20 protein-coding genes are annotated in these 22,614 nt (G+C 56.3%); 15 read left to right on the forward strand and 5 right to left on the reverse strand.

Annotated features, from left to right (window positions below):
• Positions 1 to 8: 8 nt before the first annotated feature.
• The 7 genes from flgC to recA all read left to right on the forward strand — a co-directional run bounded on the left by flgC (position 9) and on the right by recA (position 6,567).
• Positions 9 to 419: a flagellar basal body rod protein FlgC gene (gene flgC, locus DFP90_RS08415; RefSeq protein ID WP_115936006.1), complete on the forward strand. Its 411-nt coding sequence runs from the start codon at positions 9 to 11 to the stop codon at positions 417 to 419.
• Between the two features lie 91 nt (positions 420 to 510).
• Positions 511 to 828 (forward strand): flagellar hook-basal body complex protein FliE, encoded by a 318-nt coding sequence (gene fliE / locus DFP90_RS08420; protein ID WP_115936007.1) that lies wholly within the window; start codon positions 511 to 513, stop codon positions 826 to 828.
• Between the two features lie 140 nt (positions 829 to 968).
• Positions 969 to 1,235: a flagellar biosynthesis protein FliQ gene (fliQ, locus tag DFP90_RS08425; RefSeq protein WP_115936008.1), complete on the forward strand. Its 267-nt coding sequence runs from the start codon at positions 969 to 971 to the stop codon at positions 1,233 to 1,235.
• Between the two features lie 13 nt (positions 1,236 to 1,248).
• On the forward strand, positions 1,249 to 2,013 hold the full coding sequence (gene fliR, locus DFP90_RS08430; protein ID WP_115936009.1) for a flagellar biosynthetic protein FliR: 765 nt from the start codon (positions 1,249 to 1,251) through the stop codon (positions 2,011 to 2,013).
• Between the two features lie 12 nt (positions 2,014 to 2,025).
• Positions 2,026 to 3,096 carry a flagellar biosynthesis protein FlhB gene (gene flhB, locus DFP90_RS08435; RefSeq protein ID WP_115936010.1) on the forward strand — a complete coding sequence of 357 codons (1,071 nt, stop codon included), beginning with the start codon at positions 2,026 to 2,028 and terminating at the stop codon, positions 3,094 to 3,096.
• 46 nt (positions 3,097 to 3,142) lie between these two features.
• A complete protein-coding gene (locus DFP90_RS08440; RefSeq protein ID WP_115936011.1) occupies positions 3,143 to 5,281 on the forward strand; it encodes a hybrid sensor histidine kinase/response regulator in 2,139 nt (712 codons plus the stop codon).
• A gap of 188 nt (positions 5,282 to 5,469) precedes the next feature.
• Complete coding sequence (recA, locus tag DFP90_RS08445; RefSeq protein WP_115936012.1) at positions 5,470 to 6,567, forward strand: recombinase RecA; 1,098 nt, start codon at positions 5,470 to 5,472, stop codon at positions 6,565 to 6,567.
• 85 nt (positions 6,568 to 6,652) lie between these two features.
• On the opposite strand, the gene DFP90_RS08450 is transcribed toward recA, so the two are convergent.
• Complete coding sequence (locus tag DFP90_RS08450; protein ID WP_115936013.1) at positions 6,653 to 7,336, reverse strand: hypothetical protein; 684 nt, start codon at positions 7,334 to 7,336, stop codon at positions 6,653 to 6,655.
• Between the two features lie 463 nt (positions 7,337 to 7,799).
• Between DFP90_RS08450 and DFP90_RS08455 the strand changes: the two genes are divergently transcribed.
• The 4 genes from DFP90_RS08455 to DFP90_RS08470 all read left to right on the forward strand — a co-directional run bounded on the left by DFP90_RS08455 (position 7,800) and on the right by DFP90_RS08470 (position 13,572).
• A complete protein-coding gene (locus DFP90_RS08455; RefSeq protein ID WP_181905254.1) occupies positions 7,800 to 9,008 on the forward strand; it encodes a HAMP domain-containing protein in 1,209 nt (402 codons plus the stop codon).
• 15 nt (positions 9,009 to 9,023) lie between these two features.
• Entirely contained in the window at positions 9,024 to 9,797 is a 774-nt protein-coding gene (locus DFP90_RS08460) for a methyl-accepting chemotaxis protein (RefSeq protein ID WP_115936015.1), read from the forward strand.
• A gap of 248 nt (positions 9,798 to 10,045) precedes the next feature.
• On the forward strand, positions 10,046 to 12,706 hold the full coding sequence (gene alaS, locus DFP90_RS08465) for an alanine--tRNA ligase (protein WP_115936016.1): 2,661 nt from the start codon (positions 10,046 to 10,048) through the stop codon (positions 12,704 to 12,706).
• 23 nt (positions 12,707 to 12,729) lie between these two features.
• On the forward strand, positions 12,730 to 13,572 hold the full coding sequence (locus DFP90_RS08470; RefSeq protein WP_115936017.1) for an AAA family ATPase: 843 nt from the start codon (positions 12,730 to 12,732) through the stop codon (positions 13,570 to 13,572).
• Positions 13,573 to 13,609: 37 nt separating this feature from the next.
• Here DFP90_RS08470 and DFP90_RS08475 read toward each other — a convergent pair whose 3' ends face one another.
• Positions 13,610 to 14,389 carry a YdhR family protein gene (locus tag DFP90_RS08475; protein WP_115936018.1) on the reverse strand — a complete coding sequence of 260 codons (780 nt, stop codon included), beginning with the start codon at positions 14,387 to 14,389 and terminating at the stop codon, positions 13,610 to 13,612.
• 186 nt (positions 14,390 to 14,575) lie between these two features.
• On the opposite strand from DFP90_RS08475, the gene DFP90_RS08480 reads away from it, so the two are divergent.
• Positions 14,576 to 14,983 carry a winged helix-turn-helix transcriptional regulator gene (locus tag DFP90_RS08480; RefSeq protein ID WP_115936115.1) on the forward strand — a complete coding sequence of 136 codons (408 nt, stop codon included), beginning with the start codon at positions 14,576 to 14,578 and terminating at the stop codon, positions 14,981 to 14,983.
• On the opposite strand, the gene DFP90_RS08485 is transcribed toward DFP90_RS08480, so the two are convergent.
• Positions 14,984 to 15,841 carry a LysR substrate-binding domain-containing protein gene (locus DFP90_RS08485; RefSeq protein WP_115936019.1) on the reverse strand — a complete coding sequence of 286 codons (858 nt, stop codon included), beginning with the start codon at positions 15,839 to 15,841 and terminating at the stop codon, positions 14,984 to 14,986.
• A gap of 104 nt (positions 15,842 to 15,945) precedes the next feature.
• Between DFP90_RS08485 and pbfA the strand changes: the two genes are divergently transcribed.
• A complete protein-coding gene (gene pbfA / locus DFP90_RS08490; protein ID WP_245957001.1) occupies positions 15,946 to 17,322 on the forward strand; it encodes a (R)-1-hydroxy-2-aminoethylphosphonate ammonia-lyase in 1,377 nt (458 codons plus the stop codon).
• On the opposite strand, the gene DFP90_RS08495 is transcribed toward pbfA, so the two are convergent.
• The gene (locus DFP90_RS08495; protein WP_115936021.1) at positions 17,273 to 17,731 is read right to left on the reverse strand and encodes a hypothetical protein; all 459 of its coding nucleotides are present in this window, start codon (positions 17,729 to 17,731) and stop codon (positions 17,273 to 17,275) included. The two genes, pbfA and DFP90_RS08495, sit on opposite strands and share 50 nt — an antisense overlap.
• Positions 17,732 to 17,846: 115 nt before the next feature.
• Here DFP90_RS08495 and DFP90_RS08500 point away from each other — a divergent pair, with 115 nt between their 5' ends.
• Positions 17,847 to 18,647, forward strand: coding sequence for a helix-turn-helix transcriptional regulator (locus DFP90_RS08500; protein ID WP_115936022.1), 801 nt, complete (start codon positions 17,847 to 17,849; stop codon positions 18,645 to 18,647).
• A gap of 164 nt (positions 18,648 to 18,811) precedes the next feature.
• A complete protein-coding gene (locus DFP90_RS08505; protein WP_115936023.1) occupies positions 18,812 to 20,710 on the forward strand; it encodes a PhoX family protein in 1,899 nt (632 codons plus the stop codon).
• A 92-nt stretch (positions 20,711 to 20,802) separates the two neighbouring features.
• Here the strand turns inward: DFP90_RS08505 and sppA are convergent, their stop codons facing one another.
• Complete coding sequence (gene sppA / locus DFP90_RS08510; RefSeq protein ID WP_115936024.1) at positions 20,803 to 22,599, reverse strand: signal peptide peptidase SppA; 1,797 nt, start codon at positions 22,597 to 22,599, stop codon at positions 20,803 to 20,805.
• Between the last annotated feature and the right edge of the window lie 15 nt (positions 22,600 to 22,614).

A 22,614-nucleotide genomic window follows, 5' to 3' on the forward strand; every position in this document is an offset into this window, starting at 1 on the left:
GAGAGACCATGGACCAACTGAAATCATCCTTCTATATCGCTGGTTCCGGCATGCGCGCGCAGGGCACGCGTTTGCGGGTTATTTCCGAAAATATCGCGAACAAGGATTCCACGGCTGAAACCGCCGGTGGCGATCCCTATCGCCGGAAAGTCGTTACCTTCAAGAATGTGCTGGATCGAGAGATTGGCGCAGAATTGGTGCGCCCAACCAAGATCAGCGAGGATCTGTCTTCCTTCACGCTGCAATATGATCCGGGGCATCCGGCCGCTGATGAGACCGGCTATTACAAGCGGCCCAACGTAAAGGGGTTGGTTGAAATGATGGACATGCGTGAGGCGCAGCGTTCTTACGAGGCCAACCTGAATGTGATCCAGTCGACAAAAAGCATGGTGGATCGCACGATCGATTTGCTGAAGTAAGGAATCAGGGCTTATAATAGGGGACTGTTCTATTTAAGGGTTGGCCCCGATACCCGGAAAATTCAACCGGGTAAGGGCCAGGAGAGTGAAAATGGCAATCAATCCGGCAGATGTGGCAGCCGCCTACAGAACCAACGCATTGAACGCGATCAAGGGCGCGGAGCCCAAGAGCAGCGGTTCAGTCGATGCCGGCACTCATTTCATGAATATGGTCAAGGATTTTGGCCAGCAGACCATTGACGCCAACCGGGGCGCGGAAAAAATGAGTATGGAAGCGGTTGCCGGTCGGGCGGAGCTTTCCGATGTGGTGACAGCTGTTGCCCATGCGGAAACGACCCTCAAAACCGTGGTGACGGTGCGTGATCGGATTATTTCCGCCTATCAGGAAATCATGCGTATGCCGATTTGACGCCGGGTTAGGCACTTAATTCTTTATTCAATGGACTTCGGAATAAGTGCCTATCGGGATTTCAGTTTTGCCACTGGCCTGGAATCGGTGCAGCCTGATCGAGCCAACCCCCAAAACTAGGTGAACCGGACCGGCCAGCCATGAGCGAACAAGAAGCCCTCGATTTTGCACGTGAATCCATCTTCGTCCTGCTGAAACTCGGCCTGCCGATCATGATGGTCGGCCTGATTGTTGGTCTCACAATCGCTATTTTCCAGGCTTTGACCCAGATCCAGGAAATGACCCTGACCTTCGTGCCGAAAATCATCGTGGTTTTCCTGTCTATGCTGGTTTTTCTCCCCTGGATGATGGATGTATTGTTTGATTTTATGGCTTTAGTTGCCGATCATATCATTAATATCCAATAGCGGGGGATAGGCGGTGTATTCCGAACTGGTCCCTTTTGAAGCCTATCAGTTCTTCATGGTTTTTGCGCGCCTCAGTGCGGTGGTCCTGTTGATGCCGACCTTGGGGGAATCCTATATCAGCCCCAGAGTCCGGCTGTTCCTGGCGCTTGGCATTACCTTGATCACAACCCCCATCGTCGCGGATCGTATTCCGCCCTTGCCAGACAGCATTCTGGCTTTGTTTCTGCTGATCGGCGGTGAAATCTTGATCGGGGTGTTCCTGGGGCAGGTGATGCGGATCTTGTCGTCCGCCCTGTCAACCGCCGGCACCGTGATTGCTTTCGTTACCGGCTTTGCCAACGCAATGCTGTTCAACCCGATGATCAGCAGCCAAGGGTCCCTGCATTCTGTTTTCCTGTCCATGCTGGGCTCGGTTATCATCCTGGCAACGGATGTGCATCATTTGATGATCGGCGCGATCGTCGACAGCTATTTCATGTTTAACCCCGGCGTGATGCCGATTCTGGGCGACATGAGCAACAGCATCACTCGCCTGGTGGCAGATAGCTTTTTGATGGGGATGCAATTAGCCTCCCCCTTCCTGCTCTTGTCGATTATGTATAATGTTCTGCTGGGGTTGCTGGCCCGGCTGATGCCACAATTCCAGGTATTCTTTATCGGTTTGCCATTGCAGATCATCCTGGGCCTCGCATTGTTCGGGATTGTGATATCCTCAATGATGCTGTGGTTCATGCGTTACTTCACGGAAGGCCTGTCGCCTTTCCTGTTGCTGAATTAAGATCGGGACGCCATGTCAGAGGCCGACGAGTCACAAAAGACAGAAGACCCGACCTCAAAACGTCTGGCCGATGCCAAACGCAAGGGGCAGGTTGCCGTCAGTAAAGAGCTGAATACCTGGATGATGCTGTTCGGGGTGGCGATCCTGCTGGCGATGATCGCGCCTTACCTGTTGGGCAACCTGAAAGACACCCTGGGACAACATATCCAGCTTGCCCACCAGGTACCGATGCAACCGGGCGAACTGGGGGGCTATCTCGCCGGTCTGCTTTGGACCGTGACGAAAATCATGCTGGTACCCTTTGGCATGTTCATTATTTTGGCGCTGGCGGCCGGCTATCCGCAAACCGGTATCATCTGGGCGGTGGAAAAGCTCAAGCCCAAACTGGATAAATTCAACCTGATCAAAGGGGTGAAACGCTGGTTCTCAATGAGCAACCTGGTGGAATTCGGCAAGGGCATGATCAAAATCGCCCTGGTGGCGGCTATCGGGGTGGCGACCATGGCCCCTTATGCCGGCATTGTCGAGGTTCTGCCCGGCACCAGCATGGAATTCCTGATGGAAGAGGTGCATTTCCTGGTGCTCAAGGTGCTGGCGGCGTCACTGGCCCTGCTGTTTGCCATCACCATTGCCGATATTTTCTATCAGCGCTTCCAGCATATCAAGCAGCTGCGTATGACAAAGCAGGAAGTGAAGGAAGAATTTAAGAATATGGAGGGGGACCCCCAGATCAAGGCACGCCTGCGCCAGATCCGGCAGGAGCGTGCCCGGTCCCGCATGATGCAGGCGGTGCCGACCGCCGATGTGGTGGTCACCAACCCGACCCATTTTGCCGTGGCGCTGGCCTATCGACCGGAAGAGATGGAGGCGCCTCAGGTGGTGGCCAAAGGCCAGGACGTATTGGCATTCAAGATCCGTGAGATTGCCGAAGAGCATGATATCACCATTGTTGAAAACCCGCCGCTGGCACGCGGCCTCTATGCAGCGGCCGAAGTGGAGGATTATGTTCCCGAACAATTCTACAAGGCTGTTGCGGAAGTGATCTCTTACGTCTTTAATCTTAAAGGGAAAAAACTGGGTTAAAGGCAGAGCCCCCATTTGGTGGGCCGGCCGTCAAGGAACGGTGGAGATGCAGGCTGGCAAAATCAAGAGCGGATTGATGGCGGGAAGGCTCGGTCTGACCCTTCTGGCGTTGGTGGCGGTTTGCGCCGGCACGACCGGACTGCTGATGGAAGCGGCCGTCGCGTCCGAAGTGATGTTCATGGTGGTTGGGGCAATGGCGATTTTCGGTCTGTATTGCCTCTGGACCATGTATCTGGCCCTGGGGCGCGGCCGGTCCCTGCATCGTGAAGTGACATTGCTGCGGGAGATGGAGGACAGCTATTCCCTGGCATCGGCCATTGAAGATCGGGATGGCGATATTGTTTATGCCAACAACCGTTTCCGGGATTGGTTCCCGGAAAAGGATCATGGCCTTGTCGGTGCGATCGCGGGTGGGTTGACCGGGGATCCGTCGGTGACGCCGGATGACCTGATCAAGCTTCGGATGCAGTCGCTAAAAGGCAACGGTGGGCGGGCGGAATTATCGAGCGTCCTGCCCGGCTCAAAAGGGCCGCGTTGGTTTGATATCTCCTCTTTTCCCCTGAAAGACGGCCTGATTGCCTGGCATATTCGCGAAGCGACCGAACGCCGCCGCCAGATCGAGCGGGCGGGAGATCGTCTGGCCCTGCTGTCGCGGGCATTGGACCGCGCGCCCTTCGGTATTGTTGTCACGGATGAGGATCTGACCGTGCGCGAGGCCAATATGGCCTTTCGGCATATTTTGGATGACCAGCCCGCGGCGGGACGGAATTTCCTGACCCTCGTGATAGAGGAAGACCAGAAATTGGTGCAGGCCTATCTGGACAGCTGCCGGAAAGAGGTCAGCACACCATTGGAGGGGATTGATATCCGGCTGGCCGGGGTGCCGGATCGGACCATCACCATGAGTGCGGTTCAGACCACCAGCGGCGGTGAGGGCGGTTTCCTGCTGCATTTGTTGGACGTGACCGAACGCAAGCGCCTGGAAATGCAATTCGCACAATCCCAGAAGATGCAGGCCGTGGGGCAACTGGCCGGTGGCGTGGCCCATGATTTTAACAATATGCTGACCGCCATTATCGGTTTCTGCGATTTGCTGCTGCAACGTCATCAGGCGGGGGATTCCTCTTTTGCCGATGCCATGCAGATTAAGCAAAATGCAAACCGCGCCGCCGGCCTGATCCGCCAGCTGCTGGCCTTTTCCCGCCAGCAGACCGTGCGGCCTCGAATTCTCAATGTTTCCGATATTCTCGCGGAACTTTCCATCCTGCTGCGGCGCCTGCTGGGGGAGCGGATCGATCTGGAATTGATCCACGGGCGCGATCTGGGGCCGATCAAGATGGACCAGGTCCAACTGGAACAGGTGATCATCAACCTGGCGGTCAACGCCAGAGATGCGATGCCGAGCGGCGGACGGCTGATCATCCAGACGGATAACTTTTCCGCCAAGCGGCCCTACCAATTGCGCGGCGAGACCATGCCGGTCGGGGATTATGTGATGCTTTCCATTGCCGATACCGGTGAAGGGATCAGCCGTGATGACCTGGATCGGATTTTTGAGCCTTTCTTCACCACCAAGGAGGTGGGCGAGGGGACTGGTCTTGGTCTCTCCATGGTCTTCGGCTCGATCCGACAGGCCGGCGGGTTTGTGGTCGCCCACAGCGACGGTCCCGGCCGGGGCGCGACCTTCAATATTTATCTGAAACGGGTGGCGGAGGAAGAAATGGCTACCGTGCAGGATAAGGAGGTGGAGCGCTCTGTCAGCGACGATACCGGCGGCGGTAATATCCTGCTGGTGGAAGATGAAGATGCGGTGCGCCTGTTTGCGGCCAGGGCTCTGCGGTCTAAGGGTTATAAGGTGCTGGAGGCCCGCACCGGCGAGGCAGCGGTCGAGATTATTGATGAGGGCGAGCAGACATTTGATCTGTTGGTGACCGACATGGTCATGCCCCGGGTGGATGGGGCGACCTTGATCCGCCATGTCCGCAAAGTGTTGCCGGACCTGCCGGTGGTCTGCATTTCTGGCTATACTCAGGATTCGGTCGCCAAAGAGGTTGCGGAATTACCGAATGTGCATTTCCTGCCGAAACCCTTCAGCCTGAAACAGCTGGCGACCCGGGTGAAGGATGCGCTGGATCAGCAGACCGATTCGCAAAAAACCGGGAATACAAGTGGACCGGATCTCTGAAAATCGCTTCGGGAATGAGGCTGTTTTTTGCGCCTTACCCATGTGATTGACTGGACTTTCATGCAGAAGAGCTTGATTTTCCGCAATTTCTCAATGAGAACAAAAAAAGAACTTGAGAATGAGAACAAAATGTGTACGCTGGACCCAGTTGCAAGCTGATATGGCCTATGACAAAAGGAGGGCGAGTGATGTCGCAACCCGCACTGCGTTTGGTGGATAAGGATACCATGGATAAACAAAAAGCACTGGAAGCCGCCCTTGGACAGATTGAACGGTCTTTTGGCAAGGGATCGATCATGAAACTGGGCCAGCAGCAGGCCATGGATATCGAGGCGATTTCCACCGGTTCGCTGGGGCTGGATATCGCATTGGGGATCGGCGGTCTGCCGAAAGGTCGGATCATTGAGGTCTACGGCCCGGAAAGTTCCGGTAAGACGACGCTGGCCCTGCATGTTTTGGCCGAAGCTCAGAAAAAAGGTGGCACCTGCGCCTTTGTCGACGCGGAGCATGCGCTTGATCCGGTTTATGCCAAGAAGCTGGGAGTGAATGTGGATGAGTTGCTGGTGTCCCAGCCGGATGCGGGTGAGCAGGCATTGGAAATTGCCGATACGCTGGTCCGAAGCGGGGCGATCGACGTGTTGGTGATCGATTCCGTGGCTGCCCTGGTGCCGCGTGCGGAGTTGGAGGGCGAGATGGGGGATTCCCATGTCGGTCTGCAGGCCCGCCTGATGAGCCAGGCACTGCGCAAGCTGACCGGCTCCATCAACCGTTCCAACTGTATGGTTATCTTCATCAACCAAATCCGTATGAAGATCGGAGTCATGTTCGGCAGCCCGGAAACGACTACCGGCGGCAATGCACTTAAGTTCTATGCCTCCGTCCGGCTGGATATCCGCCGCATCGGCCAGATTAAGGACCGGGATGAGGTTGTCGGCAACCAGACCCGTGTGAAAGTGGTCAAGAACAAGGTGGCGCCACCCTTCCGTCAGGTGGAATTTGACATCATGTATGGTGAAGGCTTCTCCAAGACCGGCGAGTTGCTGGACCTGGGTGTGAATGCTGGTGTGGTGGAGAAATCAGGTTCCTGGTTCTCCTGCATGGGGCAGCGCATCGGCCAGGGACGTGAGAATGCCAAAAACTTCCTCAAGGAAAACACGGAAATGGCCCAGAAGATTGAGCGCCAGATCCGTGAGAATGCCGGGATCCTGGACAGCGCCATGCTGGAAGGGCCGACCGAGGCCGAGCAGGCGGAAGCGGACCTGACACCGGCGGATGCTCCGAAATAAACTCCGATGGATGAATGAAAAAAAGGCGCGGTTCTTATCAACCGCGCCTTTTTTATTTGCCCGTTGCCGGAACAATTGGAAAAGGTTAGCCACGCCTGCGCAGTATGCCGCCAGTGGCCGCCAGTCCCAAAAGCATTAGGGACAGACCGAAGGGCGCAGGCACATTGCCGATCACGTCATATTCGACCGCGGCCAGCCAGAAATCGGAGTCCCCTTCATCAAGCTCGGCGGCGCTGATGGCAAACAGACTGCCGGTGAAATCGAAACCACCAAAGCTTTCCGGATCACCGGTATTATCCTGCCCGGTAAAGCTTGCCAGCAGGTCTATGGTCTCTTCTTCGAAGGAAACCGTGTAGAAATGGGCGATATCGGATTGGCCGGGATCTTCCTGGTTATCCTGGTCAAAGCTGCTGAATGTCAGACCGGTAATGCGTACATCTTTTGAGAACCAAAGCAGCAGGATATCTTCGTCAGAACTGTGGGTGTCGAGCGCCGATTCCCCGCTGCCGAGGCCAAATCCCTGGGTCAGTGAAGTCCCATTGGGACCGCAGGAATCGCAGTCGAACATATCTTCAAAGCTGAGATAAGGGCCGCCATTGTCTGGGCCTTCCCCTTCGCCGCCGATCGCCTCGAGTTCTAAGCCATCGCCCAAATCAAAGATGAAGGAAAAATCCTCATCATTGCCCCGATTGGTGAAATCCACCACGGCGGCCTGGCTCGCGCCACCCCACAGCATGGCCCCAACCAAGGCCAGTGCAAATTTTTTCATACCATACTCCTGTTAGTGCCGATGCCCCCGGCAATCTGCCTGGTCAGGCAGCCTGCGGAAAAGAAAGCAAGGACCATACCTAATTTGGGAAGCCGCATATTTGCTGGAATTCTGACCCGCACCGATCAGAGCGGTCACAGTATGTGTAAAGAAAATCGACATGCTTCTTTGGCCGGATAAGACAAATGAAGAGACCGATATATGCAAGAAATACTCTTTAAAGGGGTGTTGATATTATCCTAATTTTATCATGGGTAGATTTATGTTACGATTTTATGACAAGTAAGAATGCTTGTTGAAGACAGGAGTCGATGAATGTCCCTGTCAGGAACGGGAAAGTCCCTTATCTCTATGACCCCCAGGTCCGGATGCACCCGTTCTATGGATTGGCTGCAGGTTCCGTTTGCTCCGTCCGGGGAAATTGGGGCGGAGCGGGCGGAACCCGATTATTGGGGAAATGATAATGTCTATTCTCAAATCCACGGGAATACGCGCACAGATTCTGTCTGTCGGCTTTAGTGCCTTGGCGGGTTTTGTCTTGATCGGCGCGGTCTATTTTTTCAGTTCACGTCAGTTGGATAATGTTCAACATCTTCAAGACAGGGCAATGGAACAACGGCAGGCTGTTACGGGGATACGGTATGAATTCCTGAATGCCAGGCGTGCGGAGAAGGATTTCCTGATCCGGATGGATGAAAAATATATCGCCCGCCACGCAGAGATTTCAAAAGAGATGGCCGATCAGCTAAGTCGGCTCAATGATCGGGGAGGGGACAGCGAAACGATAGACATGCTGAGGGCTGTGCGGGAAGGTTATGAGGCCTATGCGACGCAATTTGCCAATGTGGCCTCGGTGTGGAGCCGGATTGGCCTGAATGAGGAAGAGGGCCTGCGTGGCAGCTTGCGCGCCTCGGTCCATGATATGGAGAGCCGCCTGAAATCATTTGAAAATGACCGGTTGGCGGTCGTGATGCTGATGATGCGACGGCATGAAAAGGATTTCCTGATGAGGCTTGACCCTAAATATGTCGATCGGATGGGCGTGCGGGAGGCGGAGTTTCTGGATGCCTTGAGCCGATCAGATATCCCTCAGGCGGATCAGGCTGAAATTGCCGGTTTGATGGCAAGCTATCTGGAGGATTTTCGCGCGCTGGCGGCGTTGCGCCTGACGGTGGAGGCGGAGACCGGCAAGCTGAGCGCGCTTTTTGCGCAATCGGAACCCCGGTTTGACGCTCTCTTGGCCGATAGCGAGGCAAGGTTGCAGGCAAGCCAACAGCAGGCGGAGAACAATGCCGCCTTAACCAAACAGATTATCGCTGTTTCCATGACGCTTACCGCATTGCTCGTAATGGGGCTCTGTCTGGTGATCGGGCGGGGCTTCTCGCGCCCAATTCGCGATATGGCGGCCGTGATGACCGATCTGGCGGGCGGTAATAAGCATGTGGAGATCCCAGCCGTCGATTATGCCAACGAATTGGGGGAGATGGCGCAAGCGGTTCAGGTCTTTAAGGAAAATGCCATCCAGATGGAAAAACTGGAGGCAGACCGGAAACTGGCTCAGAAAGCGGCTGAATTGGAAAAACGGGTTTGGATGGCCCAGATGGCCGACGAATTTGATGAGAGGGTCGGCGGGGTTATTACGGCCGTGACTGCGGCCTCCGGCCAGGTGTAGGATTCAGCACAGCATATGTCGGCTTCCGCCACCCAGACCAACAGCCAGGCCGAGACGGTTGCGTCCGCCGCGGAAGAGGCGAGCAGCAATGTTCAAACCGTCGCAGCCGCTGCAGAGGAGCTTTCAGCCTCAATCGCCGAGATTGACCGTCAGGTCCAGGAATCGACACGGGTGACGTCCGAAGCGGTGGAAAAGGTCCGTCAAAGCGATGAAACCGTGCGGGATCTGGCTGTTGCTGCGGAGAAAATCCAGGAAGTGGTCGCGATGATTTCCGAGATCGCGGAACAGACCAACCTGCTGGCCTTGAATGCCACCATTGAGGCCGCCCGGGCGGGTGAGTCCGGAAAAGGCTTTGCCGTGGTGGCATCGGAAGTGAAAACCCTGGCCGGGCAGACCGCGCGGGCAACCGATGAAATCTCGGCCCAGGTCCGTACGATCCGGGGCCGCAGTCAGGATGCGGTGGATGCGATCAACGGTATTTCCTTCACCATGAATAATGTCAGTCAGATCTCCAACGCCATTGCGGCGGCGGTCCAGGAACAGACCGTCACAACCCAGGAAATCGCCCGCAATACCCAGCAGGCGGCCCAGGGCACGGAAAAGGTTTCGGGCGTTATCTGCGGGGTGACCCAGGCGGCAGGCAAATCCGGGCAGATGTCTTCGGAGATGCTGGATGCTTCAGACGCGCTCTCAAAACAATCGCATATCCTGCGCAATGAGGTGGACCGGTTCCTGTCGGAAGTCCGCCCGGAGGAAGAGAAGGAAACGGTCATAGCTGCGGCAGACTGACAGCCTGTCTCTCTCAATGAATTTATCAGTTTGTATGGTAAGACCTTGCCACACTGGGCCCGGATTTCCGGGCCCGTTTTTTTGCAGATTTCTAATCCTGGGCCTATTTCTTACGGCAATGCCCAGCGGTGGGCTGGACAGTGGCTGTGCGACAGGGTAACTAAACCCGTTAATTTGCGGCGATGCGGCAAAAAACGCAGGACGAAGCAAACAGGCCTCAAGACTAAGCAGAAACGGTAGTGTCAGCCATGATCACGGCAAATGAAATCCGCACCACTTTCCTGAATTATTTCCAGAAGCACGGGCATGAGATCGTTGATTCTTCACCTCTGGTGCCTCGGAATGACCCGACCCTGATGTTCACCAACGCGGGCATGGTCCAGTTCAAGAATGTGTTCACCGGCCAGGAAGCCCGTGATTACAGCCGTGCGACCACCTCGCAGAAATGCGTGCGCGCCGGGGGCAAGCATAATGATCTTGAAAATGTCGGTTATACCGCGCGCCATCACACTTTCTTTGAAATGCTGGGCAATTTCTCGTTCGGGGATTATTTCAAGGATGATGCGATCAAATTTGCCTGGGATCTGGTGACCGGCGAATATGGCCTGCCGAAGGAAAAGCTGCTGGTGACCGTCTATTCCGAGGATGAAGAGGCTGCCGGTATTTGGAAGAAGGTCGCAGGCCTGTCTGACGACCGGATCATCCGCATCCCGACCTCGGATAACTTCTGGCAGATGGGCGATACCGGCCCCTGCGGGCCTTGTACCGAGATCTTCTTTGATCATGGCGAAGGCATCCCCGGCGGCCCTCCGGGCAGCCCGGATGAAGATGGCGACCGCTTCATCGAGATCTGGAACCTGGTCTTCATGCAGTATGAGCAGCTTAACCCTGGTAACCGGGTCAACCTGCCGAACCCGTCCATCGATACCGGCATGGGCCTGGAACGCATCACCGCCGTCTTGCAGGGCAAACATAACAACTATGATATCGACCTGCTGCGCCATATCATCGAGAGCTGCGCGGATATCACCAATGTGGACCCCGATGGTCCGCAGGCGGTCAGTCATAAAGTGATCGCCGACCATCTGCGCTCGGCCGCCTTCCTGATCGCTGACGGGGTTCTCCCGGACAAAGTCGGCCGCGGCTATGTGTTGCGCCGCATCATGCGCCGCGGTATGCGCCATGCCCATATGCTGGGCGCGCAGGAGCCTTTGATGCATAAACTGGTGCCGAGCCTGATTGACAAGATGGGCGGGCATTTCGGAGAGCTGAAACGGGCCGAGGCGCTGATCACCGAAACCCTGAAACTGGAAGAGACCGGTTTCCGCCGCACGCTGGACCGCGGTCTGCATATGCTGGAAGCCGAAACCGCCAAGCTGGGCGATGGCCAGGCGCTGGACGGCCGGGTGGCCTTCACCTTGTACGATACCTACGGTTTCCCGCTTGATCTGACCCAGGATATCCTGCGCGGCCAGAACCGGGCGCTGGACGTGGCCGGTTTTGACGCCGCCATGGAAGAACAGAAAGAAGCCGCGCGTTCCAAATGGAAAGGCTCCGGCGAACAGGCGACCGACGCGGTCTGGTTTGATGTGCAGGACAAGGTCGGCGCGACCGAATTCCTGGGCTATGAAACCGAAACGGCTGAAGGTGTTGTCACCGCCATCGTCAAGGATGGTGCGCCTGTGGAAGAAATCAGCCAAGGCGACGAAGCCATCCTGCTGGCCAGTCAAACCCCGTTCTATGGCGAATCCGGCGGCCAGATGGGCGACAAGGGCCATATCGAAGGTCCCGATGGCGCGCTGTTTGAAGTGACTGACACGCTGAAGAAAATGGGTGAGCTGCATCTTCATGTGGGCAAGGTGGTCAAAGGCGGTTTCAAAACCGGTGACGAGCTTTCCCTGCATGTGGATGGCGATCATCGGGCAAGGCTGCGGGCCAACCATTCTGTGACCCATCTGGCCCATGAAGCGCTGCGCCGTGTCCTGGGCGAGCATGTGACCCAGAAAGGTTCGCTGGTAGCGGCTGACTTCATGCGTTTTGACTTTGCCAATCCGAAAGGCATGACACCGGAACAGATTGCCGAGGTCGAAGCCATCGTCAATGCCCAGATCCGGGCCAATATCGAGGTTGCCACCCGTTTGATGACGCCGGATGCGGCGATCGAGGCTGGTGCCATGGCGCTATTTGGCGAGAAATATGGTGACGAGGTCCGGGTTGTCTCCATGGGCTTGGAAACCGAGGCGGACGGCAAGGATTATTATTCCACCGAGCTGTGCGGCGGCACCCATGTGAAACGTACCGGTGACATCGGCTATTTCAAGATCATTTCTGAGGCTGCCATTGCCTCCGGCGTGCGCCGGATCGAGGTGGTGACCGGCCAGGCGGCGATTGATTTCGCCAACGCCAAGGAAGCCAGCCTGAAGGAAACGGCCTTCATCCTGAAAGCGCAGGAAGCCGACGTTCCGGCCCGTGTGGCCAGCCTGGTGGATGAGCGTAAGAAGCTGGAACGCGAGGTTTCTGAGTTGCGCCGCAAACTGGCCGCGGCAGGCAGTGGCGGCGGGGCGAGCGCTCCCGAAGCCAAGGAAATCAATGGCGCAAAATATGCAACCCGCCTGTTGGATGGGGTTCCGGCCAAGGAATTGAAACCCTTGGTCGATGCCTTGAAAAAAGAGCTGGGCTCCGGCGTGATTGCTGTGGCTGCGGTCAATGACGGCAAGGCCTCACTGGTGGTGGGCGTGACCGATGACCTGACCGACCGGTTCAGCGCGGTGGATCTTGTCCGTGTGGGCTCTGCCGCCATGGGTGGCAAGGGTGGCGGTGGCCGCCCCGACATGGCCCAGGCCGGTGGCCCGGACGGGGCGGTTGCCGGCAAGGCGCTGGAAGCCATCGAAGCGGCCATGGCAGGTTAAGCATCAGACAAAAGGGCAGGGGCATGCAGTTCCAGGGCACGAAGGATTATGTGGCAACCGAGGACCTCAAGGTTGCGGTCAATGCGGCGATTACCCTGGAACGCCCTTTGCTGATCAAGGGCGAGCCCGGCACTGGCAAGACGGTGTTGGCCGAACAGGTTGCCAAGGGCCTGGGCCGCGATCTGATCGAGTGGCATATCAAATCCACCACCAAGGCCCAGCAGGGCCTTTACGAGTATGACGCAGTCAGCCGCCTGCGCGACAGCCAGCTGGGCGATGAAAAGGTCCATGACATTGGTAATTATATCGTCAAGGGCAAGTTGTGGGAGGCTTTTGAGCGCGATCAGGCGCCGATCCTGCTGATCGATGAGATCGACAAGGCCGACATTGAGTTTCCCAACGATCTGCTGCTGGAACTCGACCGGATGGAGTTTCACGTCTATGAGACCCAGCAGCGCGTGGTCGCCAAACAGCGGCCCCTGGTGATCATCACCTCCAACAATGAAAAGGAACTCCCCGACGCCTTTTTGCGCCGCTGTTTCTTCCACTATATCCAGTTCCCGGATGCCGAGACTATGGCCAAGATCGTGGCTGTCCATTATCCGGACATCAAAAAGACCCTTCTGCGTGAAGCCTTGAATATGTTTTTCGAGGTCCGCGAGGTCCAGGGTCTGAAAAAGCGTCCTTCCACCTCGGAATTGCTGGATTGGATCAAGCTGTTGATGGTTCAGGATATCGACCCGACCGTGCTGCGCGAGACCGATCCTTCTAAGGCGATCCCGCCGCTCCATGGCGCGCTGCTCAAGAACGAACAGGATGTGCATCTTTTCGAACGCCTGGCCTTCATGGCCCGCCAGCGGCGTTAAGAGGCTGGCGGCCCACAAAAGACCGCCAGCAAACCCGTCAGGCATAGAAAGGCGAATACATATCACGACTGGCGGTTTCGGTAACTGAAGCGTCAAAGACCCTTGTATAGAAAGCGGCATTCAGCTTGCGCGCTGTCTCCGGAAAGCTTTTCAGGGCGAAGGCTTTGGCATTTTCCACTGTATCAAAAGCATCGATGCCGCCGATGGTGTTGGTATGCAAACCGCTCAGCCAGGTCTTGGTGATCAGGCCGGGCTCCTGTTTGAGGATCCGGTTGCGCTTTGCCCAGGGAAACCTCTTGAAGGGCATGTTGAGCTGTACTTCCGTATAGACGAATGCCCCTGGCTTTGCCGATGGTTCAACACCGAAGAATGGTGATCCCAGATCCATGCTGGCTTCGCGAACAATAGGGGCATCAAAGACGCGGGTGTTATGGGCGGCATCAAAGCTGCCGGCTTCCTCCGGAAAATAGCCGGTGACGAAATTCTGCGCATTTTCAATGCTGTCGAAGGCATAAATCCCGCCAAGGGAATTGGTTTTCACGCCTGACAGCCAGGTTTTGTTCAGGAAGCCCGGCTGTTTTTTGATGTCTTCGTTGATCTTCGGCCAGGGAGCCTGATCAAACGGGACAGAAATCTGGACTTCGGTATAAACAAAGGCACCGGGGGTGCTGGCGGCAGAGGAAATGCCAACAGCACTTGCGGCGTTGGAACCAAGGATCGACACTGAGCCGACCGTCACCGCCGCCGCAGACGAGGCGGCAATCAAGCCAAGGGCTTCGCGGCGGTTCAGATCATTTGATTTTTCATTGTCAGTCATGTGAGAAAATCCCGTTCTATCTGTCGGTTTGATAAAAGCTTGCGAAATGCAAGTTAATTAAATGTTGGGCGATTGCTTTCAAAATGCAAGTGATAAATTGCCAGTAATCGGGGAGTTCGCCCGTATGGGAACGGGAAATCCGCAGAAATACTTGCATTTTGCAATTAAAATAAATATCTGTTGGATATGAGAAACACTGACAAACAACGCCAATCCGGCTGTCCGGTCGCTTTTGGACTGGATACCTTCGGTGACCGATGGAGCCTGCTGGTGATCCGGGAACTGATGTTCAACGGCAAATCCACCTATGGCGAATTCCTGGAGATGGAGGAAGGCATTTCCACCAATATCCTGGCGGATCGGTTGAAACATCTCGAGGCCGAAGGGATCCTGGAAAAGGAACAGGATCCTGAGAACCGCCGCAGTTACCGCTATCGCCTGACGAAAAAGGGCCGGGATCTGGCACCGGTGATGATCGAAATCATCGCCTGGAGCGGCCGACATGATAAAAGGCCCTTTGCGCTCAGAGCAATGGTTGAGAAGGTGGCGAGGAACCGGGTCCAGGTGGAGCGGGAGGCTCGTTCTGTCGGCTGATCACTGCACCAGATCCAGGAAGGCACGCAGTAAGGAAAGTGCATGCCTGCGATCCAGATAGAGAAGATAATCAGTGATTTCTTGTTTAGGTTCCACCAAGGGCAGGGGGTGCAAGATGTCGTCCTCTGGAAGCTCACCTGATAAGACGATCCCAATCCCCAGCCGCTGGCGCACCAGTTCTTCGACCGTTTCCCGGCTGCCGGCTTCGATGACGCTGTGTGGGGTGAAATCGTGTTGCTTGGTAGCCTCTTCAAACAATCGACGGGTTACGGACCCTTTTTCCCTCAAAATCAAAGTTGCCTGTTCCAATTGCCACAGATTGATCGGCCCGTTTTGTGCGGCCATGGGATCATCGCGATGGCAAAAGGCGATCAATTGATGCTGTTGGAAGGGAAGGCGGGTGATGCCGTCCATTTCGGGGGCTTCGGTCTGGATGGCAAGATCGGCCTGTTCGGCCAGCAGCATTTCCTCAACATTCTGGAAATTGCCGGGCAGAAGCTGTATCTCGATGCCGGGATAGCGCTTGCGGAACCGTTTCAGCAACGGCGCTATGCCATAAGGGCTGCCGATGGCCAGGCGCAGCTTGCCGGTTTTTAGATCCTGCGCGCCTTCGAGATAATCCGCGGCTTCCTCTTCCAGGGCGAACAGGCGCTCGGCAATCCCAAGCAGATGATCGCCCGCATGGGTCAGGCTTATCTTGCGGCCCCTCCGGTGAAACAGGGGCACACCATGGCGCTCTTCCAGGGCGGAGATACTGGCGGTCACTGCCGGCTGGCTGATACACAGCCGTTCCGCGGCCCTGGTGAAGCTGCCGGATTTTGCCACCGCATGAAAAGCTTTGAGCTGGGTCAGGTTCATGAATAATTTCAAATTATAATTTAAATAACTTAAATCAATTTGTCTTATGTGAATTCTTTCCGCAAGACTGCATTTCCACAAACCCTCCCGATGAAAGGATTTGTATGATGCAGGAAGATACGGCCCCCGCCGGTGCCGAAGGCGATGTGAACTCTTCCCCCAACCGGGCCACCTGGGCGGCGGATTATATTGAGCCGGAGGCAAGGGCGCTGCTGGACCGGGATGAGGCGGCTTTTCTGCATCAATCCGTTTCCACCCCCTGTCTTTCGGTCATAAAGAAAGCGGAGGGTATCTGGATCGAGGATGCGTCGGGTCGCCGTTACATGGATTTTCACGGCAACAATGTCCATCATATCGGCTATGGCCATCCAAGGCTGATCGAGGCGGTGACGAAACAGATGGCGGATCTGCCTTTTGCCCCTAGGCGGTTTACCTGTGAACCGGCGGTGACTCTGGCAGAGAAATTGGGCGCGATCACGCCGGGGGATTTGTCCAAGGTGCTGTTTGCCACCGGTGGATCAGACGCGGTAGAGATCGCGCTCAAGATCGCGCGGATGAAAACCGGGAGGTTCAAGACATTAAGTTTCTGGGATGCGTTCCATGGGGCCGGGTTTGGGGCCAGCTCGGTCGGTGGGGAAGAAATGTTCCGCGGCGGCCGCCACGGGCCGTTGTTGCCGGGCACGGAACATGTGCCGCCCTTTGGCGATTACCGCAATGCCTGGGGCGTGCGCGAGGGCAGCGCGGAGATCTGCGCCAATCAGATCCGATATATCCTGGAAAAGGAAGGGGATATCGGGGCCTTCATCGCAGAGCCGACCCGGGCGGTGCCCTATATACCCGATCCGGGTTTCTGGCAGGCGGTGCGCCAGGCCTGTGATGATCATGGCACCTTATTGATCTTTGATGAGATCCCGACGGGCCTGGGCAAGACCGGACGCATGTTTTCCTGTGAATATGAAGGCGTGGTGCCGGACATCCTGCTGCTGGGCAAGGCGCTGGGCGGCGGCATGCTGCCAATCTCGGCGGTGGTGGCAAAGCCGGAGCTGGATGTCACCGGCGACTATGCCATCGGCCATTACACCCATGAGAAAAATCCGGTCACCACCAGGGCGGCCCTGACCACGATCGAGATTATCGAGGAAGAAGGCCTGGTCGAGCATGCGGCGGAACTGGGCGGCTATGCGCTGGAACGGTTGCGCGAAATGCGGCAGCGCCATGCGCTTATCGGGGATGTCCGGGGAAGGGGCTTCTTATTCGGAGTGGAATTGGTCATGGATCGGGACAGCCGGGCACCGGCCGGAGAGGCAGCGGATCAGGTTCTGTATGCCGCCCTGGCCAAGGGGCTCAGCTTCAAGACCACCATGGGCAATGTCCTCACCTTCACCCCCTCCCTGGTCACCAGCCAGAGCGAGATGGATCTCGCCCTAGATATTATTGAGGCAAGCCTGGGTGAGGTCGGACAGAGGCTGGGCTTTCACTGACAAGCTGGCGCAGGCCGGAGATCTGAACCAAGGCGAAGGCCAGGACGGCAAGCGCAGCCGCAGCAGTGAAGGTTAGTCCGGCCAGGGTCAGATAATCGGGCGCCAAGGCAATCAAGGCGGCGCTGCCCAGCACCCAGCTGAAATCGGCGGCGATAATCAGCTTCGACCAGAGCGGTGCCATGTTCCCTTGCCGGGCGGCGGCAAAAACCAGACTTGCAAAAATGAGGATCAGGAAACCCATGATCCGAATGACATCTGCCGGACCGGCGGCGAAAAGAGTGAATTCTTCTGCCACAAACCATTCCGCCAGCACTGCCGGCAAGGTCAGGAAGATCAGGCCGGAAACCAGGGAGAAGGATGAATTGGCATAAAGGGCTTTTCTCAAAAGGGTTTTTTCACTTGTATTCATCCTGTTAAATCCTTGGATTAATGAAGATTGTGCTATTGCTAACCGGAGGAGGGTATGATCTCAATTACCTGTCGGGTTATTGTCTTGATTACGTATAGGCGGGCATAAAGGGGGCATGATGATGAGCAATTTCGGTAATCTTGTTAAATCCTGGCGCGCCAAACATGGCGTCAGCCAGCTTGAGCTGGCAATGCGCTGTGACGTAAGCCAGAAACATATCAGCTTCCTGGAAAACGGGCGCAACCGGCCCAGCCTGTCCATGGTGCTGACCTTGTGCGAAGGATTGAATATCCCGCTGCGGGATCGCAATCAGATGCTGATGACGGCAGGATTTGCCCCGCAATATAAGGAAAGCAGCCTGGATGCTCCGGAGTTGGAAATGGTCGATCAGGCATTGAACATGATCCTGCAGGCCCATGAACCCTTTCCTGCCGTGGTGATGGATGGCGGATGCAATCTGGTCCGGGCCAATAGCGGGGCCTTGAAGATGCTGATGTTCCTTTATGATGTTGATCATGTACAGAATCTGCCCGAAGACGGTGCCAATCTGATGCATAATCTGTTCAAGCCGGACGGCTATCGCCGTTATGTTGTCAATTGGGAGGAAGTCGCGGTCAAACTTTTGCGCCGGATGCAGGGTGACGTTCATGCGCTGGGTGGCAATGACGAGTTGCAGGAACTGGTGGATGAGTTGGCCTCCTATCGTGGTGTCCCCCGCAACTGGCGGCAAGTAGCGCCTGGCGACTGGGAAGTGCCGATGATGACCATCGACTTTGAGAAAGAAGGTCACCGGCTGAGTTTCTTCACCACATTGGCCACTCTTGGCACGCCTCAGGATATCAGCTTGCAGGAAATCAAGATCGAATCCTTCTTCCCTGCTGATGAGGCCACCTCAGCCTTTTTCATGAATAGCTGACCACAGAAAAAGGCGGCTGTCGAACTGTGGTAAAAAAACGGTAATCAAACTGTAAATGATCACCTCTATCGTCTCGCAATTCCATTCACAGGTGCCTCGGGATGTTCCGCAGGAATATCGCATTAAAAACAAGGCATCATCCCAGCGATCAAGGGTAGAGGACTATGACCAGCGAGAATTTCAAATACGAATCCATCGATGATTTTGATGAGGCGGTGAACCCGCCGCCGGCGGAAACCGATTTCGATCGTGTCGTAGAGGCCCGCATGAGCCGTCGTAACTTCCTGGGCGGTGCTTTGGCCATGGGCGCGGCCGCAGGTCTGTTGGGCAGCACGGCACTGACCCGTTCCGCTGAAGCGGCGACCTCCCGTCTGGCGTTCGATCAGGTTGCAGCCAATTCGCTTGATACCATCACTGTGCCGGCGGGTTACAAATGGCATGTCCTGGCCAGCTGGGGCCAGCCATTGTGGAGCAACGGCGAGGAATTCAATCAGGCGAGCCGCGGCACCGGCAGCAGCCAGGAACTGGCGTTTGGCGACAATACCGATGGCATGGCGCTGTTCCAGAATCAGGGCCGTAACATTCTGGCGGTCAACAACGAATATACCAACCGTGATATCATTTATGGCAACCGGGAAAGCAAACTGCCGGAAACCGCTGATGATGTGCGCAAAGGCAAGGCGGCACATGGTGTGACCGTGATGGAAGTGGTTTCCAAGGATGGCAAATGGGAAGTTCTGAAGGATTCGCCGTTCAACCGCCGCATCACCGCTGACAGCCCCATGGAAATCACCGGTCCGGCCCGGGGCCATGACCTGCTGAAAACAAAGGCGGATCCGACCGGTACCCAGTCTCTTGGCACCTGGAACAACTGCGGCAACGGCCGCACACCGTGGGGCACCTATCTGACCTGTGAAGAGAATTTTAACGGTTATTTCTCTTCCTCGGACGAGAATTTCGAAATTCCGGCGGCATTGAAGCGCTATGGCGTCAGTCACAAGGACTGGGGCTATAACTGGGCGATGACCGATGAGCGATTCGACATCTCCAAAAACGTGAATGAACCGAACCGCGCCGGCTACATCGTGGAAATCGATCCGATGGATCCGAAATCCACCCCGAAAAAACGCACGGCCCTTGGCCGCCTGAAGCATGAAAATGCCGAACTGGTTGTGGCCAGCAACGGCCATGTGGTTGTCTACATGGGCGATGATGAACGCGGTGAGTATCTCTATCGCTTTGTTTCCAAAGACAAATACACGGTGGGTGGTGATCATTCCAAACTGTTGGAAGAAGGCACCCTTTATGCCGCGAAATTCAACGATGACGGCACGGGTGAATGGTTGGCCCTGACCCCGACCACCACCGGCATGAAGGACATGGCCGAGATCTGCATCCATACCCGCATGGGCGCATCGGCTGTGAAAGCCACCACAATGGACCGTCCGGAATGGGTTTCCGCCAACCCGAACAAGGTTGAGGCTTATTGCTGCCTGACCAACAACAAAAACCGTGGCAAAAAGCCCAATGCCGGTGGCGATGACACCTCCGTCAATGCGGCCAACCCGCGCGAAGCCAACAAATATGGTCAGATCGTTCGTTGGGAACCGATGAATGAAGACCATTCCGCTGACAAATTCACCTGGGACTTGTTCGTCCTGGCCGGCAACCCGAAAGTTCACAAGGATGATCGCAAGGGGTCTGCAAATGTGAATGAAGATAATATGTTCAACAGCCCGGACGGTCTGGCATTCGACAGCACCGGCCTGCTGTGGATCCAAACCGACGGCAACTATAAAAACGAAGGCGATTTCGAAGGTCAGGGCAACAACCAGATGCTGGTTGGTGATCCGGAAACCGGCGAAATCAAACGTTTCCTGGTTGGACCGAAAGGCTGTGAGGTTACCGGGATCACCTGGTCCGCAGACCGTCGCACGCTCTTCATCGGGATTCAGCATCCGGGTGAAAAAGACACCGGCAGTCATTTCCCGGATGGTGGTGATACAACGCCGCGCTCCTCGATTGTCGCGATTGCCCGTGAGGACGGTCAGACCATCGGCTAAGTCCGGACGGACCCAATAGAATGAAGAAGGGGCGGCTGATTACAGCCGCCCTTTTTTTGCCTGGAAAACTTGTTCCGGATAGGAACCGGATGTCAGTCAGCAACCCGCATGGGCGGCATCTGAACCAGGCCGGCCTGTGGGGTGAAGGCGCTCAGATCTCCCAGCACTGATTCGGCCTGGCTTTTTACCGTCTGGTGGATCGCTTTGGTGGCGATCCATTGCAGCGGGTCGTCAGATCCCAGAAGCATCTCCAGGCGTTCCAGCGCGCTTGGCTGAGCGGGCAGGACCGTCCTGGAAAGCGGGCTGTCTTCTTTCAAATTCATCAGCCGGGTGAGTGCGCGCTCTGCTTCGGCCATGCCACCCAATTCATCAACCAGGCCGATCTGAATGGCATCTTCCCCGGTCCAGATCCGGCCACGGGCAGCTTTGTCAATCTGAGGCATGCTCAATTCCCGATCCTTCGCGGCCTTGCTGGTGAAATCCTGATAAACGAAATCCAGAAACTCTCTGAATTTGGCCAATTCGGTTGGGGTGAAGTCGGAAACCATGCTCCACATGCCGGCATTTCGGCCGCTTTGCACCCGGTCCCACTGAATGCCCAGGCTATTCCATAGGCCTTCGGTGACGAATTTACCGGAATAGACGCCGATTGATCCGGTGACCGTGCCAGGCCGGGCCACCACATAATCGGCGGCCATGGCGGCAAAATAACCGCCGCTGGCGGCAACATCCCCCATAACCGCAACCACGGGCTTGCCCGCGTCCCGCAACTGTTTGATCTCGCGCCAGACCATGTCCGCCTGGGGATAGGCACCGCCGGGGCTGTCAATGCGCATCAAAACCCCTTCGATGGTGGCATCCTCGCGGGCCTCGCGCAGGGCCTGGGCCACTTCATAGGGGCCAAAGGTACTGTCATTCCAGGCACCGTCGCCGCCTTCGTCCGGCATGATGGTACCGACACCGTAAATCAGGGCAATGTGAGTTGCCGGTCGGAAGTTGCCGTTTTCATCCTTTGGCTGGAACCCGTTGGCGGCCAGATATTCGCCAACCGTCATGGCATCCAACAGGTCCATATTGAACCGATTGCGGATTTCCGTTTCCCATTCATCCGGATAAGCCAGTTTGTCCACAAGGCCGGTGGTCCAGGCATCATGCGCTAGATAAGGGCCGTTATCGATCAGGCTGGTAACTTGGCCGGTCAATTTGGGCCGGTCCGTTTCCAGATCGCGTACGATCTGGGCCATCCAGCCGTCGACCATCCGCTCCATGCTTTGCCGAACCGGCAGGGACATGCCGGTTCTGGTGAGGGATTCCGCGCCGCCTTTATATTCATGGCGTTGTTCAAAACGCGGGGTGATGTCCAGTTTCTCTAAAGCCCCGGCGAAATAGGGGCTTTCCAGGGCCAGGCCGGTCAGGCCGACACCGCCGGAGGGTTGAACCCAGATTTCCGAAAAGGCACTGGCTAGGTAATAATCAAGCATGCCCCCACCGAAACTGCCCAGATCTTCCGAATAGATCAGCGCCGGTTTCCCGGACTCGCGGAATCGAGAGATCGCCTCACGCAATTCTTGGGTTCTGCCGACACCAAGCCCGGTCTGGCCCAATTCTGCCACGACAGCCTCGATCCGATCATCGTTCCGGGCATGCTCCAGGGCTTCAATTACATCCAGTAAAACAGGTTCCTGGACGGAAGAGGGCAGGAAGCCGCCGCTGTCGCGCTTTTCACTGAGCGGGGTCGACAAGTCCAGCATCAGCACGGTCTTGTCCGGGACTTCCGGGGCCGCTGGCTGAAACCGGGTGGCCGCCACAATAATCCCCGCCAGACCGAGCGCCACCAATGCGCCGATCGATGCGAAGAGCCAGAGGAAAAAACGGCCGAACTTTGCCATGGGTCTTCATTCCTT

Origin of the sequence: Aestuariispira insulae (genome assembly GCF_003385955.1) — a bacterium.
GTDB classification, from domain to species: domain Bacteria; phylum Pseudomonadota; class Alphaproteobacteria; order UBA8366; family Aestuariispiraceae; genus Aestuariispira; species Aestuariispira insulae.